This is a genomic window from Campylobacter sp. US53, from assembly GCF_004378995.1.
GTDB lineage: Bacteria > Campylobacterota > Campylobacteria > Campylobacterales > Campylobacteraceae > Campylobacter_D > Campylobacter_D jejuni.
In genome coordinates this window covers 22241-35988 of record NZ_RYYH01000003.1, presented here as the reverse complement: position 1 = coordinate 35988, position 13748 = coordinate 22241, and the positions used below count along the sequence as shown (strand labels likewise).

11 protein-coding genes are annotated in these 13748 nt (G+C 30.1%); 3 read left to right on the top strand and 8 right to left on the bottom strand.

Annotated elements, in window-relative coordinates; genetic code table 11:
* Position 1 precedes the first annotated feature (1 nt).
* From ELQ05_RS03320 to ppk2, 5 genes are all read right to left on the bottom strand, one after another.
* The gene (locus ELQ05_RS03320; protein ID WP_134239936.1) at positions 2 to 1372 is read right to left on the bottom strand and encodes a TolC family protein; all 1371 of its coding nucleotides are present in this window, start codon (positions 1370 to 1372) and stop codon (positions 2 to 4) included.
* Between the two features lies 1 nt (position 1373).
* A complete protein-coding gene (locus ELQ05_RS03315) occupies positions 1374 to 3299 on the bottom strand; it encodes an ABC transporter permease (RefSeq protein ID WP_134239935.1) in 1926 nt (641 codons plus the stop codon).
* Entirely contained in the window at positions 3299 to 4471 is a 1173-nt protein-coding gene (locus ELQ05_RS03310) for an efflux RND transporter periplasmic adaptor subunit (RefSeq protein ID WP_134239934.1), read from the bottom strand. The genes ELQ05_RS03315 and ELQ05_RS03310 overlap by 1 nt, the downstream gene beginning before the upstream one ends.
* Before the next feature lie 78 nt (positions 4472 to 4549).
* The gene (locus tag ELQ05_RS03305) at positions 4550 to 5740 is read right to left on the bottom strand and encodes a M20 family metallopeptidase (RefSeq protein ID WP_070316930.1); all 1191 of its coding nucleotides are present in this window, start codon (positions 5738 to 5740) and stop codon (positions 4550 to 4552) included.
* A gap of 8 nt (positions 5741 to 5748) precedes the next feature.
* On the bottom strand, positions 5749 to 6630 hold the full coding sequence (gene ppk2, locus ELQ05_RS03300) for a polyphosphate kinase 2 (RefSeq protein ID WP_070316929.1): 882 nt from the start codon (positions 6628 to 6630) through the stop codon (positions 5749 to 5751).
* Between the two features lie 94 nt (positions 6631 to 6724).
* Here ppk2 and dsbD point away from each other — a divergent pair, with 94 nt between their 5' ends.
* The 3 genes from dsbD to ELQ05_RS03285 are packed head-to-tail and all read left to right on the top strand — an operon-like array spanning position 6725 to position 10487.
* Positions 6725 to 8428, top strand: a complete 1704-nt coding sequence (gene dsbD, locus ELQ05_RS03295; RefSeq protein ID WP_088303735.1) for a protein-disulfide reductase DsbD — start codon at positions 6725 to 6727, stop codon at positions 8426 to 8428.
* Positions 8425 to 9093: an MOSC domain-containing protein gene (locus ELQ05_RS03290; protein WP_058000790.1), complete on the top strand. Its 669-nt coding sequence runs from the start codon at positions 8425 to 8427 to the stop codon at positions 9091 to 9093. The genes dsbD and ELQ05_RS03290 overlap by 4 nt, the downstream gene beginning before the upstream one ends.
* Before the next feature lie 50 nt (positions 9094 to 9143).
* Positions 9144 to 10487 (top strand): sodium-dependent transporter, encoded by a 1344-nt coding sequence (locus tag ELQ05_RS03285; RefSeq protein ID WP_134239933.1) that lies wholly within the window; start codon positions 9144 to 9146, stop codon positions 10485 to 10487.
* On the opposite strand, the gene ELQ05_RS03280 is transcribed toward ELQ05_RS03285, so the two are convergent.
* The 3 genes from ELQ05_RS03280 to ELQ05_RS03270 are packed head-to-tail and all read right to left on the bottom strand — an operon-like array spanning position 10479 to position 13733.
* Positions 10479 to 11354, bottom strand: coding sequence for a 1-aminocyclopropane-1-carboxylate deaminase/D-cysteine desulfhydrase (locus tag ELQ05_RS03280; protein ID WP_088303737.1), 876 nt, complete (start codon positions 11352 to 11354; stop codon positions 10479 to 10481). The two genes, ELQ05_RS03285 and ELQ05_RS03280, sit on opposite strands and share 9 nt — an antisense overlap.
* A complete protein-coding gene (locus ELQ05_RS03275; RefSeq protein ID WP_134239932.1) occupies positions 11341 to 12294 on the bottom strand; it encodes an OmpA family protein in 954 nt (317 codons plus the stop codon). Before ELQ05_RS03275 ends, ELQ05_RS03280 begins: the two co-directional genes overlap by 14 nt.
* Positions 12291 to 13733, bottom strand: a complete 1443-nt coding sequence (locus tag ELQ05_RS03270) for a MotA/TolQ/ExbB proton channel family protein (protein ID WP_088303739.1) — start codon at positions 13731 to 13733, stop codon at positions 12291 to 12293. The genes ELQ05_RS03275 and ELQ05_RS03270 overlap by 4 nt, the downstream gene beginning before the upstream one ends.
* Positions 13734 to 13748 lie beyond the last annotated feature (15 nt).

Genomic DNA, 13748 nt, shown 5'->3' with positions numbered 1-13748 from the left:
ATTAATACTTAGGAAATTCTAAGCTTTCATCATTAAAACTTAAAGCTGTGATTTGATAGTAAGAATTAATGGTTTTTAAAAGATTAAATCTAGCTCTTAAAAATTCTTGCTGGGTAGATTTTAAAGTATTGTTTGCATCCAAATAATCTTTTAATTCACTTTTTCCTAAAATATATTTTTCATAATACGCCTTAGTGATAAGCTCTTGTTTAATGTTAATACTTTGCAAATTTTGCAAAAGTAAGGTGTTACTTTGATAATCTTTATAATTCAATGCAAATTCATTCATCGCACTTTGGAAGGCTTGCTCATAAGAAATTAAAAGTTGCTCATAGGTAAATTGAGAAATTTTGATATTTTGCTTTACTCTACCATAATCTAAGAAAGGTAAAGAAATCTTAACATTACCACTTAAAATTTCAAATTTAAAACTATCATCAATTTTTTTATCACTCCCACTTAATGCTCCACCTAAAGAAATACTAGGCAAAATAGATTTTTGTATGGAAGAATAATCCTTAAAGGCTGATTTTAAGCTATTGAGTTTAGATCTCACATCTGCACGGTACGCTAAAGCTTTTAAAGGTATATTAAAATCAGGACTTAAGGTTTTAAAATCATTTAAAGATAAAGTTTTAAAATACTCTATGTAAGCAAAACCTTCTTGCTTTGCTAATAAATCTTGTAAATTTTTTATGAGTAAATTACGATTTTGATCATTGCTTAATAAATTTTGTTTAGCTCTTAATAAGCTTTGTTCTATGTTTAAAAGATCTAATTCTTCTATTTTTCCAAGCTTGTATTTATAACTATAAAGCTCTTTCATTTGTTCTAAATTTGAAAGATAAGCTCGAAGCAATTTATCTACATCGTTAAAATAAGCCAGCTCAAAAACATCATTTAAAGCTGTATTGATCATGCTTATTTTTAAATTTTCAAGATCATAAGCACTTGCTTTTGCACTAAATTCACTCGCACTTGCACTATCTCTTAATTTTCCATAAATATCAAGCTCATAGCTTAAATTTAAAGAATGATTGAAATTTTTACTTTGTTTGCCTGAATTTAAATCTTTATCTCCACCAAAACCCAAATTTCCACTTAAAGTCGGATATAAATCATAATCAATCAAATCGGCTCTAGCCAAAGCTGAAAGCAAAGTTTTTCTAGCAATATTAATATCGCTATTATTCAATAAAACAAAATTTAGAAATTCATTTAATTTTGCATTATCATAAGATCTATACCAATCATAAGTAAGATTTAAATCTTTCATTTGTTCTTGGGTTAAATCAACTTCTTTAGGCAAGCTAAGTTTTGCACCACAAGCGCTCAAGAAAAATGCTAAAAAAATGCTAAATATTACTCTCATATCATTCCTTTGATAATGCACTAATAGGATTTAAATTTGCTGCATTTCTTGCAGGGAAAAAACCAAAAACCACACCGATAAACATAGAACTTAAAAGTCCCAAAAGCACAGAATAGGCATTTAAAATCATAGGAAAATCAGTACTTAAAGTATTAAAAGCAAAAATAACAAAAATCGATAAAATCACACCTAAAATCGCCCCTATAGTACAAATCATAACCGCTTCGATTAAAAACTGCATCATAATATCTTCTCTTCTAGCCCCTATAGCCATGCGTATGCCTATTTCTCTTGTTCTTTCACTTACAGAAACAAGCATGATGTTCATCACTCCTATACCCCCAACAATCAAAGCAATCACAGCCACACAAGCGGTAAGTATGGTTGTAGTGCGTTTATTTGCTGTAATAGCTTGCTTAAAGGTGTCAGAATTAAAAGTAAAAAAATCCTTTTGTCCGCGTTTAATTTCTAAAATTCTTATAATAGCATTTTCAGCCAAAGTTGAACTCACATCATCTTTAACCTTAACTATAATTTCACGCAAATTTCTATCTCCTGTAAGCTTATTCATCAGTGTTGTATAGGGTATATAAAGACGCACTACATTATCTTCTATAGGTTTGTCTGTATCTTTTTGCAAAACTCCTATGATCTTAAAAGGTTGAGAATTAAAAAGCACCACACGACCTAAAATATTTTCACTTTTTTCATCAGGAAAAAGATTTTTTTTAGCATTAAAATCTAGCACAGCAACATTGGTACTATTTTTTACATCATCATTATTTAAAATTCTTCCCGCATCTATCCTTAAACCTTCTATAGCAAAATTATTTACCCCCACTCCTTCAGCTCTTGCACTTAAAGAAATATTGGTATAAGTTGCCACACCTGAAGTATTTGAATGAGCATCCACTGCTTCTAAATATTCTAGGGATCTTAGCGTTTCTAAATCGCTAAAATTAAGCCTTGTTTTACCCGAACGCAAATCCCCAAACCCTTTTCCAGGGCGAATTTCAATAGTATTTGTCCCAAGTCTCGCAATAGACTCAAGCACTTTAGCTTGCGAGCCCAATCCTAAAGCTACAACACAAACTACAGAAGCAATACCTATGATGATTCCAAGCATAGTTAAAATAGAACGAAGTTTGTGCGCAAGTATAGAAAAATAAGCTATCTTAAAACACTCAAAGGCTTGATTTTTAAGCAAAGTAAATGTTTTTTTCTCTTTAGACATTGTTTTTAAAGTGAGTTTTTCTTGAGCTTTTTCCTTTTTAGTATCGCTTAAAATTTCTCCATCTTTAATCTCTATAACCCTTTTAGCTTGTGCTGCGATTTTTGGATCGTGAGTTACTAAGACTATAGTATGACCTTGCGCGTTAAGTTTTTGTAAAATTTCAAGTACCATAATACCGCTTTTACTATCCAAAGCTCCCGTTGGCTCATCAGCCAAAATAAGCTCTCCGCCATTGATTAAAGCTCTTGCTATAGAAACGCGTTGTTGCTGTCCTCCGCTTAATTCATTCGGTTTAGAATCTAACTTATGAGCTAGTTCTAAATCATTTAAAAGTTTTTTAGCGTTTTGACTTCTTTCTTGTAAATTTTTTCCCGCATAAACTGCAGGTAAAGAGACATTTTCTTTAGCACTAAGCAAGCTTAAAAGATTATATCTTTGAAATATAAAGCCTATTTTTTCACGCCTTAATCTTGCTTTTTCATCGTTATTAAGTTTAGTGACTTCATACTCATCAAAAACATAAGTTCCACTACTTGGTGTATCTAATGTTCCTATGATATTCAAAAGTGAAGTTTTACCACTTCCACTTTGTCCTATAATGGCAACAAATTCACCTTTTTCTATACTTAAACTTACATTTTTTAAAATGGCATTTTCGCCTATATTCTTGCAAATATTTTTAAGAAAAATCATTAAAATCTCAACTTCATTTTAGGAGCTAAGCCATCAGCACTTGAGCTTACTATCAATTCTTCATTTTCATTTACACCTTCTAAAATTTGAGTGTTGATAGAATCTTTAATGCCAAGTTTGACATATTTTTTAACAGCTTTTTGATTTTCTAAAATTTCAACATAATAGCCTTTTGGATCGCTTTTAATTGCATAAGTTGGCACTGCTAAAACAGCCTTTGCACTCGCTACGACAATTTCATTTTGTATACTCATACCAATACGCAAAAAATCATCTTTATTGGCTACATAAAATTTTGCGTAATAATAAATAGCATTTGATGAGCTTGAGCTTGAAGAACTCGAACTTGATGAGCTTGAGCTTGTACTAGAATCACTCACTTCAGTATCAGCTGGATCTATACTTGCAATAGTAGCATGATAAGTTTTTTGAGGATCATTAAGCAAAGAAAAATCAAGCTCTGTTCCTACTTTTATCTTACTCACATCAGCCTCTGCTATTTCCATTCTTACTTCCATTTCGTCTAAATTAGCTATACGGACTATAGTAGGAGTGTTTTGATTAGCATTAACTGTTTGTCCTTCATCTACAGCTACATTAATCACAACACCATCCATAGGAGCAGTAATGGTTGTATAACCTAAATCTTTTTGTGCATTTTTAAGAGTGATTTCAAGCTGAACTACTTGAGCATTAAGCTCTGCAACATTAGCTTTTAAAGTATAATAATTATTTTTTTGAGTTTCTAAATTTTCAAGAGAACTTGCTTTAGCTGCATAAAGTTTTTGCTCTCTTTGATACTGCTTATTCGCAATCTCAAGAGCAACTTTTTTACTCTCTAAATTAGCCTTAGCGCTTTCAAGCTGAGCTTTTGTAATATCTAAATCGTTTTGTTGTTTATCTTTGTCAATTTGAGCGATCAAATCACCTTGCTTTACATGAGTTCCCACATCAACATAAAGTTTTATAATTTGTCCGCTAACTTGAGCACCCACATCGACTTGATCTTTGGCATATACCTTTCCTACTGCCTCTATGGTTTGAGATATATCTTTTTTTTGTATTTTTTGAGTTAAATAGCTGATTTTTCCATCATTATTAAAAAAAATAAAATAAGCCCCAACACTTCCAAGTATTGCAATTAAAATGATTAAAACAATCTTCTTTTTCATAATAACAAATCCTAAAGAAAAATCAAGATTAAATTTTACTCATTTTTTGTGAATTTTTTGTGAATTTTTAATTCTATTTTATAAATTTAAAAATTCTAAAGCCATCATCACATCACCCTGCATTAAAACTTTTAAATTTTCATCATCCCAACAAAAAGTAGAACTATGGTGCAAAGCTGGATGATTTAAATCCTTTGAAATTCCAACAAATACATAAGCTCCCATTCTTTCTCGTGTTAAAAAAGCAAAATCTTCAGCCCCCATGTCAGGTTTAGAAGAAACAATGATATTTTCTTCTCCTAAGACCTTTGCAAAAGCTTTTCTTGCTATTAAAGCAGCTTTTTCATCATTAATCAATGGAGGAAATTCTTTAGTATATTTAAGCTTATAATCTCCACCATTAGATTTTGCTGTAGCAGCAGCCACTTCTTCTAGAGAACTTTTTAAAATATCTTGTGTTTTATCATTTAAAAAACGCACGGTTCCTTTTAAATAAGCATTTGTAGGAATAACATTATAAGTAGTTCCTGCACAAATTTGACCTACGGTAATCACCCCTGCTTCATAAGGGGCTAAACGCCTAGAAACAACACTTTGTATATTATTTACAAATTGCGTTGCCATAATTATAGGATCTATACAAGTATGCGGATGAGCTCCATGTCCTCCTCTGCCAATAAATTCCAAATCAAAAATATCCGTTCCAGCCATCATTTCGCCACTTACAATTTGAGCAGTATTTTCAAGCAAAGACCCCCATAAATGACAACCAAAAACCGCATCAACATAAGGATTTTCCAATACACCTGATTCTATCATAGGTTTAGCTCCACCGCTTCCCTCTTCTGCGGGCTGAAACATAAATTTAATCGTGCCACAAAATTCATCTTTGAGCTCATTTAATATCAAAGCAGCTCCCAAAAGTCCTGCTGTATGTCCATCATGTCCACATGCGTGCATCTTACCATCAATTTTTGAAGCATAACTTAGATTAGTTTTTTCTTGTACAAGCAAAGCATCCATATCCGCTCTTAAAAGAACGCATTTTGGTTTTTTCTGACTCTTCTTTTTTCCTTCTATAGTAGCTAAAATTCCTGTTTTTGCAATATTTTTTTGATATTTAATGCCAAACTCATCTAAAATTTTACACACTAAACGAGCTGTATTTTCTTCTTCAAATTCAAGCTCAGGATGCATATGAATTTGATGTCTTAAATCAACTACTTTATCATAGTACTTTAGTGCTAAATTTTCAACCAGCTTTTGCATTCTTTTCCTTAATCTAAATCTTTTATTTTTTCATCTGCTTTTTTACTGTCAAGTTTTTCCAAATTCGCCTCCATTTTTCGTATTTCTTCTTCTCCGCTACGCACTAATTTTGCATCAATTTTGGAAAAATCTCCAGTTTTTTTATTTGGATATTCTACCTTAGAAAGTATAAAACGCAATAAATTTAATCTTGCTTTTTTCTTATCATCAGAAGAAATAATAGTCCAAGGACAAGTTGGAGTATTAGATGCTAAAAGCATAGAGTATTTAGCTAAAGTATATTTATCCCATAATTCTTGCGATTTTTGATCCACAGGAGATAATTTATATTGTTTAAGTGGATCACTTCGGCGTTTTTCAAAACGTTTTTTTTGCTCATCTTTTGATACTGAAAAATAAAATTTAAAAAAAATAATATCACTATTTGAAATCATATTTTCAAACAAAGGCACCTCTCTTAAAAAATCCTTATGTTGTTGCGGTGTACAAAAACCCATAACCGGTTCTACTCCTGCACGATTATACCAAGATCTGTCAAAAATCACAATCTCACCGGCTGAGGGCAAATGTGCTATATAACGCTGAAAATACCACTGTGTTTTTTCCACATCACTAGGTTTTTCAAGAGCCACAACGCGGCAACCACGCGGATTTAAATGCTCAATCAAACGTTTAATCGCTCCACCTTTTCCAGCCGCATCACGCCCTTCTATAAGTATAAGAACCTTTAAACCTTTGGCTTTAACATGATTTTGAAATTTCAAAAGCTCAATTTGCAAATTCTTTAAATCTTTTTCATATTCTATTGTACTTTTCTTTCTTTTAACAGAAACATAAATTTCATTCTTTTTAACAGCCACTTGCGTTTTTGGAGAATTATTTTCTTGCATTTTCAAACCTTTATAAAGTATTTAAAGCAAATTTACCATAATAAATTATAATTGAAGCTAAAAATAAAGGAAAAAATAAGTTTTTAGGAAATTTATGCGTATTTTTGGTATTATTTTATTAAGTTTTTGTTTATGTTTTGCTTCTATATTGTCTTTAAAGGAAGCTTTTAATGTAAAATCAAACTCTTATAATAACTCTATCTCAATTGATATTGAACTTGGAAAAGATATTTATCTTTATTCTAATAAACTTAAATTATATATAAACGAAAAAGATATAAGTTCTTTGATTAATCTACCTCAAAGTTCTACAAGAGATAATGAAAATGTTTATTATCAAAAATTAAATTTAGCTTTGCCAAATTTATTACTAGAGCGCTTTGCAAAAAATACCACAAATTTAATCAAACTCGAATTTCAAGGTTGTTCCGAACAAGGCTTGTGTTATAATCCTCAAACTTGGTACTTTGATCTCATTTCTAAAAAAGATGCTTTTGAAATTTCAAAACCTTACAAAACTCAAAAAACAGATAAAAAAACTAAAATTGAATCTGAAGAAAGCTCTATAGCAAATTTTTTAGCAACAGATAACTTTTTTTGGATTTTGCTAAGTTTTTTTGGCTATGGACTTTTACTCTCCTTAACACCTTGTATTTTACCTATGATTCCGATTTTATCTTCTCTTATCGTAGCAAAAAGTAATGCTAAATTTTCAAAAAAATATAGTTTTTTTCTCTCTTTTATCTATGTTTTTTTCATGTCTTTAGCCTATGCTATTGCTGGAGTTATAGCAAGTTTTCTAGGAGCAAGTATTCAAGGAATTTTACAAAAACCTATTATTTTAATTCTTTTTGCTCTAATTTTCATAGCTTTTGCTTTTGCTATGTTTGGAGCTTTTCGTTTTGAATTGCCATTAAAATTTCAAACCTTTATACATAAAAAAAGCGAAAAAGGGAAAGGAGTTTTAGGTATAGCCATCATGGGATTTTTATCTGCTTTAATAGTAGGTCCTTGCGTAGCAGCTCCTTTAGCAGGTGCTTTAATTTATATAGCCAATACAGGCAATGCTTTATTAGGCGGTAGTGCGCTTTTTATCATGAGTTTTGGCATGGGTATACCTTTGCTTTTCATAGGCTTAGGATTAGGTTTTATTAAACCTGGTTTTTGGATGGAAAAAGTAAAAATTTTCTTTGGTTTTGTTATGTTGACTATGGCTATTTGGATACTTTCTAGAATTATTGAAGAAAATTACATTTTAATTGCCTATGGAATTTTAGGTGTATTTTTTAGTGTTTTTATGGGAATTTTTGAAAAAAGTTTTACAATAATTTCTAAAATTAAAAAAAGTATTTTAATTCTTATTTTAGCTTATTCTCTAAGTATTTTCCTAGGGGGACTTTTTGGGGCTAAAAATTTCTTAAATCCTTTAAATTTCAATACTATATCTGCCTCAAAACCTGCTTTAAGCTATGATTATATCAACAATTTTGAACAATTAAAGCAAGAAATACAAACAAATACAAAGCCCATAATGCTTGATTTTACTGCATCTTGGTGTGAAAATTGCAAACTTTTAGATGAATTAACCTTTAGCGATGAAAGAATCATACAAAAAATGCAAAATTACAAACTTATCAAAGTTGATGTAAGCGAAAATAATAATGAACAAATTAAAACCATGAAAGAATTTAATGTTTTTGGCCCACCTGTTTTAATTTTCTTTGAAAATGGAAAAGAAAAATTAAAAATCACGGGTTTTATCAGTGCTGATGATTTATTAAAAAAACTAGAACCATGAAAATTCAAAGTTTGCAAATAGGGAAAATTAAAAACTATAAAAATTTCCAAAGCGCATTTATTAAAGATACTTACCTAGAAGAAACACAAATTGATTTTCTAGGTATTTTAGATGATCAAATAGCTGATAAAATTCATCATGGAGGCTACCATAAGGCTATTTTTGCCAACTCTTGTCAAAACTATCCTATATGGGAAAGATTTCTTAATAAAAAGCTAAATTTTGGCTCAATGGGTGAAAATTTGAGCATCGATGGGCTTTGTGAACAAAATGTTTGCATAGGTGATATACATCAAATTTCAAATGCAATACTGCAAGTAAGCGAACCTAGAAAACCTTGTGTAAAAATTTCTAAAATTCACAATAATCCAAATTTTACACATGAAATTTTTAAAACGGGTTTGAGTGGATGGTATTATAAAGTTTTACAAGTTGGACAAATACGAAAGTATGAAAATATTAAAATTTTAGAAAAAAATTCTACTTCACTTAGTGTATTTGAACTCAATCAACTTTTTTACTCCCCACATCAAGCTCTTAGACAAAATCCGAATTTATTAGATAAATTAGAAAAATTAAACTCTCTCATATCTCAAAATTGGCACGAAACGATACACAAACGCTTAAAAAATACTTACGATATAAGCTATATGGATAGCTTATAAGTTTTTAAAGTTATTTTTAGGTAAAATAATTCTTTTTCGAAAGGATAATCATGCAAAGACAAACATGGAGTAGCACACTAACTTATATTCTAACAGTTGCTGGAGCAACCATAGGATTTGGAGCAACTTGGCGTTTTCCCTATCTTGTAGGAGAAAATGGTGGCGGTGCTTATGTATTAGTTTTTTGTATAGCTATGATTATCATAGGCATTCCTGTTATTTTAGTTGAAAATGTCATAGGCAGAAAAGCGATGACAAATAGCGTAGATGCTTTCAAACAAAAATGGCAAAGTATTGGATATATGGGACTTTTAGGAAGCTTTGGCATAATGGCTTACTACATGGTACTTGGAGGATGGGTTTTAGTTTATATTTGGGAATTAACCCTAGGGAATTTTAGTCTTGCCAATGTAGTAAGCAAAGAATTTACTCATCAGTTTTTTAACGACAAAATAGCCTTCAATCCTTTAGGAGTTGGTATTTTTACCACTGTTTTTGTAATTATTAATTATATTATTTTAAAAAGAGGCATTATAGATGGTATAGAAAAATCCGTAAAATTTTTAATGCCTTTGTTATTTATCTGTCTTATTATTGTTGTAGGACGCAATTTAACCCTTGATGGAGCTATGGCTGGAGTTAAATTTTATCTTGAACCTGATTTTAGTAAAATTTTATCACCAAAACTTTTAATCGATGTTTTAGGACAAGTCTTTTTTGCTTTATCCCTAGGCTTTGGGGTAATGATAACACTTTCATCTCATCTTAATAAAAATGAAAATATGGCAAAAACCGCTATTTATACAGGGGTTTTAAATACTATCATAGCTGTTTTGGCTGGTTTTATGATTTTTCCAGCACTTTTCTCAGCGGGACTTGCTCCAGATAGCGGGCCTTCTTTGGTTTTTGAAACTTTACCTATAGCATTTTCTCATATCCATTTTGGCACCATTGTGTGTATTTTATTTTTTGTCTTACTCTTGATTGCAGCTTTAACCACAAGCTTGCCAATTTATCAAGTTATTATTAGCGTATTAGAAGAAAAATTTAAATATTCTAAAAATCTTTCTATTAACCTAACTCTAGGGTTTATCTTCATACTTGGCAATCTTCCTTGTATTCTAACTTATGGGCCTTGGCGTGACATTGTTATCATAAAAGGAAAAAACATTTTTGATAGTTTTGATTTCATTAGTGGAAATATTTTGTTTGTTTTAACTGCATTTTTTTGCTGCATTTATGTAGGTTGGATTTTAGGCAAACAAGAAAGTCTAAAAGAACTTAGCAATAACAATACACTTAAAAGTTCATGGTTTGGAATTTGGTTTTATTATGTAAAATATATAGCACCTTTGATTATTTTAATCATTTTTATCTATGGAATTTTAAACTAATTTTTTAAATTTATATCTCTCTAACATAGTGGAATTTCCTAAAATTCCACCTTGATGTATATAAAGCAATGGTTTTTTCCACTCTTGTTTTAATGCTATACTTAATCCTAAAATATCATACAACAAATCAAATTCTATATTGCACTTTAACTTTAAATCCATATAAAGCTCATAAAATTCTTTATACGGTCTAGCAAAGTGATATTTTTTATCACTTGTTAAAAATTCTAAATTTGAAAAATCATAGCTTGGATCTAATGTTAAAATTTGTTTTTTAAGATATTTAATATCACCTACACAAGCGCAAGTAAATACTTTAAATTTAGAATACTTTGCCAAAAAAGCTGCCGAAGTGCCTGTACCCGAAGGTAAAAAAATATCAAAATCAAGCTTTAAACTTTGACTTTGCATTTGAATTTCTTGAGCAAGTTCCATATAGCCATATTGAGCTTCTAAATTAGCTATGCCTTGTTCTATAAAAATATCATCTTTTTTACACAAAGAAAAAGCAAATTGCTTTAAGGATAAAGAATGGATATTTTCTACAAAATCAACACCATTTTCTAAAGCTAAAGCATAGTTTCCACAAGGATTATTCTTAAGAAAAGTAGAAATTTTTTCACAAGCAAAAACAAGCTTATATGATCTTTGTTTAGCAAAAATACTTAATGCCGCCAAAGCATTACTTTGGCTTCCTCCATAACTTACAAAAGATTGATTTTTAGGATATCTTTGATGGATATAAAAAGCAAGTTTCCTAGCTTTATTTCCATTAATTTCTCCTAATAAATCATCTCTTTTAATATAAAATTCAAATCCGTTAAAATTGATTTTTTGTATAGGACTAATTGTTTTAATGAAATTCAAAGAATTTTTCTACATCCTTTAAAGCATTATCATTTTTAATGCTAAATTTTATTTCTATGCGACGACTCTTATCCTTATCTTCAACTCCGTTGACAAACACAGGATCTGAAAAAGAACGTCCACTTGCCATTAAAAGCTTTTGAAGCTTATCACCCTTATAAAAAGTATAGATAAAATTCATCACCTCATAAGCTCTTTTTTGCGACAAATCTAAATTATAAATATAAGATCCATCACTATCAGTATGTCCTTCAATAATGATATTTTCAATGCTAGAAAAAATTTTTGGATCTTCAAGAATAGCATCAAAATATTCGCTTAAGATTTTTCTCAAACTTGCCTTTGCCTCATTTTTTAACACATAAGAATCTTTATCAAAAAGTACTTCAGCAGGCAAAGAAATAGATCCTGTCTTTTCATCTATAGTGATATTATTATCAAGTTTGCTTTGCAATTCCTTGCTTAAATTTTCACGAATCAAGCCAAGATTTTGCACCTTTTCTTTAGCTTTTTGAAAATCTTCTTGTAAATTTTTAAGCTCTTCATCTTTTTTCTCTAGTTGACCTAGTAAAATCAAAATTTGCTTATCTTTATTATCTAAAGTTGAGTTCAAATCTTTACTTAACTGCTTGTAATTTGTAATATTAGCCTCTAATTCTGCTTTTTGAGAATTAGCAAGATTTAAAGCACTAGAAGCATTGTTTAAATCAGAACTTAGTTTAAACACTATGGCTTCTTTATTTCTAAGCTCTTCTTTGCTCTCCTCTAAGCGCGCCTCTTGTTTATTGAGATTATCTTTGATTTCTTTTAAATCACTTTGAGTTAAAACATATTTTACAACAATAGCACCTATTAGCAAAATAAAAACAAACAGCAATCCTGCCATTAAATCAGCATAAGCTATCCAAAAATTGCTATCTTCTTTTGACTCATTTTTCATTTATTTTCTTTATCTTCATTTTTTAACTCATCATTGCTTTCTTGCTTAGATATTTCTGCTTGAATTTCATCTTGATTTTCTTCAGTCTTAGACTCTGAAAAATCTTCTATTTGTTTGGTTTCATTTTCTTTATTCTGATTTTCATCCCCAGAAAGCTTGCTCATCATTTGACTTGTTTCTTCATCAAGTGCTTTCATTTCTTTTTTAAGCTCATCCATCATTTTGATTTTAGCATCGATACTTTTTTCTTCTTCGTATACTTCTTTAAATTTATGCATACCTTCAAACAAGCTTGCTTTAAATCCCTCAAAAACCTTTTCTTGACTTTCCAACATTGCTTTTTCATAAAGTTCAAAATTTTTACCAAAACGCTCTACTTTTTCATCGAATGCACTTAGCGTCTTATCAAGATGATGAATTTTATCACTACTGATATCGAGCAAACGATTATATTGTTCTGACATTCTTGTATTGATTTCTTTTAAATTTTGATTGAGCAAACCTATACCATTTAACATTTCACTATAAAGCTTTCCAAGATCGCGTTGATCTCTTTGTGCTTTACTAAGCTCACCCATGGTTTGTTTGATGTGTTCACTACTTAATCTAATAGCCTTTTCTTCTACATTTAGCATATCTTGGAAAATACCAAATTTTCTATCAATAGCATGATCAAGCTCTGCAAAAAAATCATCATTACTAACTTGTTTAAAAATTGCTCCAATTTTTTCAAAATGTTGCAAACTCTCGGTTAAATATCTTTGATCAAGCTCTTCTTTTGTCCAAAAAAATCCACTTGTAGCGTTTTTTTGACGATTTAGTAAACGATCTATTTTACTTTTACCATATTTTTCAAAAAACATCCACCATAATGCAAGAAAAATTCCATAAATTGAAACATAAAAAGCAGTTCCTACTCCACTTAACAAATCTGCAATTTCTTGTTCTAAAGCGGCTGTATCACTAGAGCTAAAATTTGGCATTGAAAAAGCTATGCTGATAAAAGTCCCTAAAATTCCCATCATTGGAAAAATTGCCGAACCTATGCTAGCAAAATTCTCATTTCTTGCACCTTTAATATATGTATAAGCAAAGTCATCAAAATTGGCATTTGATTTTGTGTCTTTACCTATGGCAAGAAAATGCCTCATAATATATCTTTTTAAAGCCTGTTTAAATTCATCTTTTTGTTGTTCAAAAATACTATACGCATACTCAGCACTATGTCTAGCAAAAATCAATGCTGTAAAAAAAATCACACCTGTCATAATAACCGTATGTAATTCAACCTTAAAGTCAATTACATTAAAATAACCCAATAAAATCAAAATATAAAGAAAAGCTGGAATAAAAATAATTTTAAAATAAACCAAAGAACCTCTTGCATCTTTGCCTTCAGGCAAAACAAGTTCTGAAATTTCATCTGATTTAATATCCATGAAACCAATACCTCA

Excerpts from the sequence above, each read along its gene's own strand:
- ELQ05_RS03315 (WP_134239935.1), bottom strand. The coding sequence starts at position 3,299 with ATGATTTTTCTTAAAAATATTTGCAAGAATATAGGCGAAAATGCCATT.
- ELQ05_RS03270 (WP_088303739.1), bottom strand. The coding sequence starts at position 13,733 with ATGGATATTAAATCAGATGAAATTTCAGAACTTGTTTTGCCTGAAGGC.
- dsbD (WP_088303735.1), top strand. The coding sequence starts at position 6,725 with ATGCGTATTTTTGGTATTATTTTATTAAGTTTTTGTTTATGTTTTGCT.
- ELQ05_RS03320 (WP_134239936.1), bottom strand. The coding sequence starts at position 1,372 with ATGAGAGTAATATTTAGCATTTTTTTAGCATTTTTCTTGAGCGCTTGT.
- ELQ05_RS03275 (WP_134239932.1), bottom strand. The coding sequence starts at position 12,294 with ATGAAAAATGAGTCAAAAGAAGATAGCAATTTTTGGATAGCTTATGCT.
- ppk2 (WP_070316929.1), bottom strand. The coding sequence starts at position 6,630 with ATGCAAGAAAATAATTCTCCAAAAACGCAAGTGGCTGTTAAAAAGAAT.
- ELQ05_RS03285 (WP_134239933.1), top strand. The coding sequence starts at position 9,144 with ATGCAAAGACAAACATGGAGTAGCACACTAACTTATATTCTAACAGTT.
- ELQ05_RS03290 (WP_058000790.1), top strand. The coding sequence starts at position 8,425 with ATGAAAATTCAAAGTTTGCAAATAGGGAAAATTAAAAACTATAAAAAT.
- ELQ05_RS03310 (WP_134239934.1), bottom strand. The coding sequence starts at position 4,471 with ATGAAAAAGAAGATTGTTTTAATCATTTTAATTGCAATACTTGGAAGT.
- ELQ05_RS03305 (WP_070316930.1), bottom strand. The coding sequence starts at position 5,740 with ATGCAAAAGCTGGTTGAAAATTTAGCACTAAAGTACTATGATAAAGTA.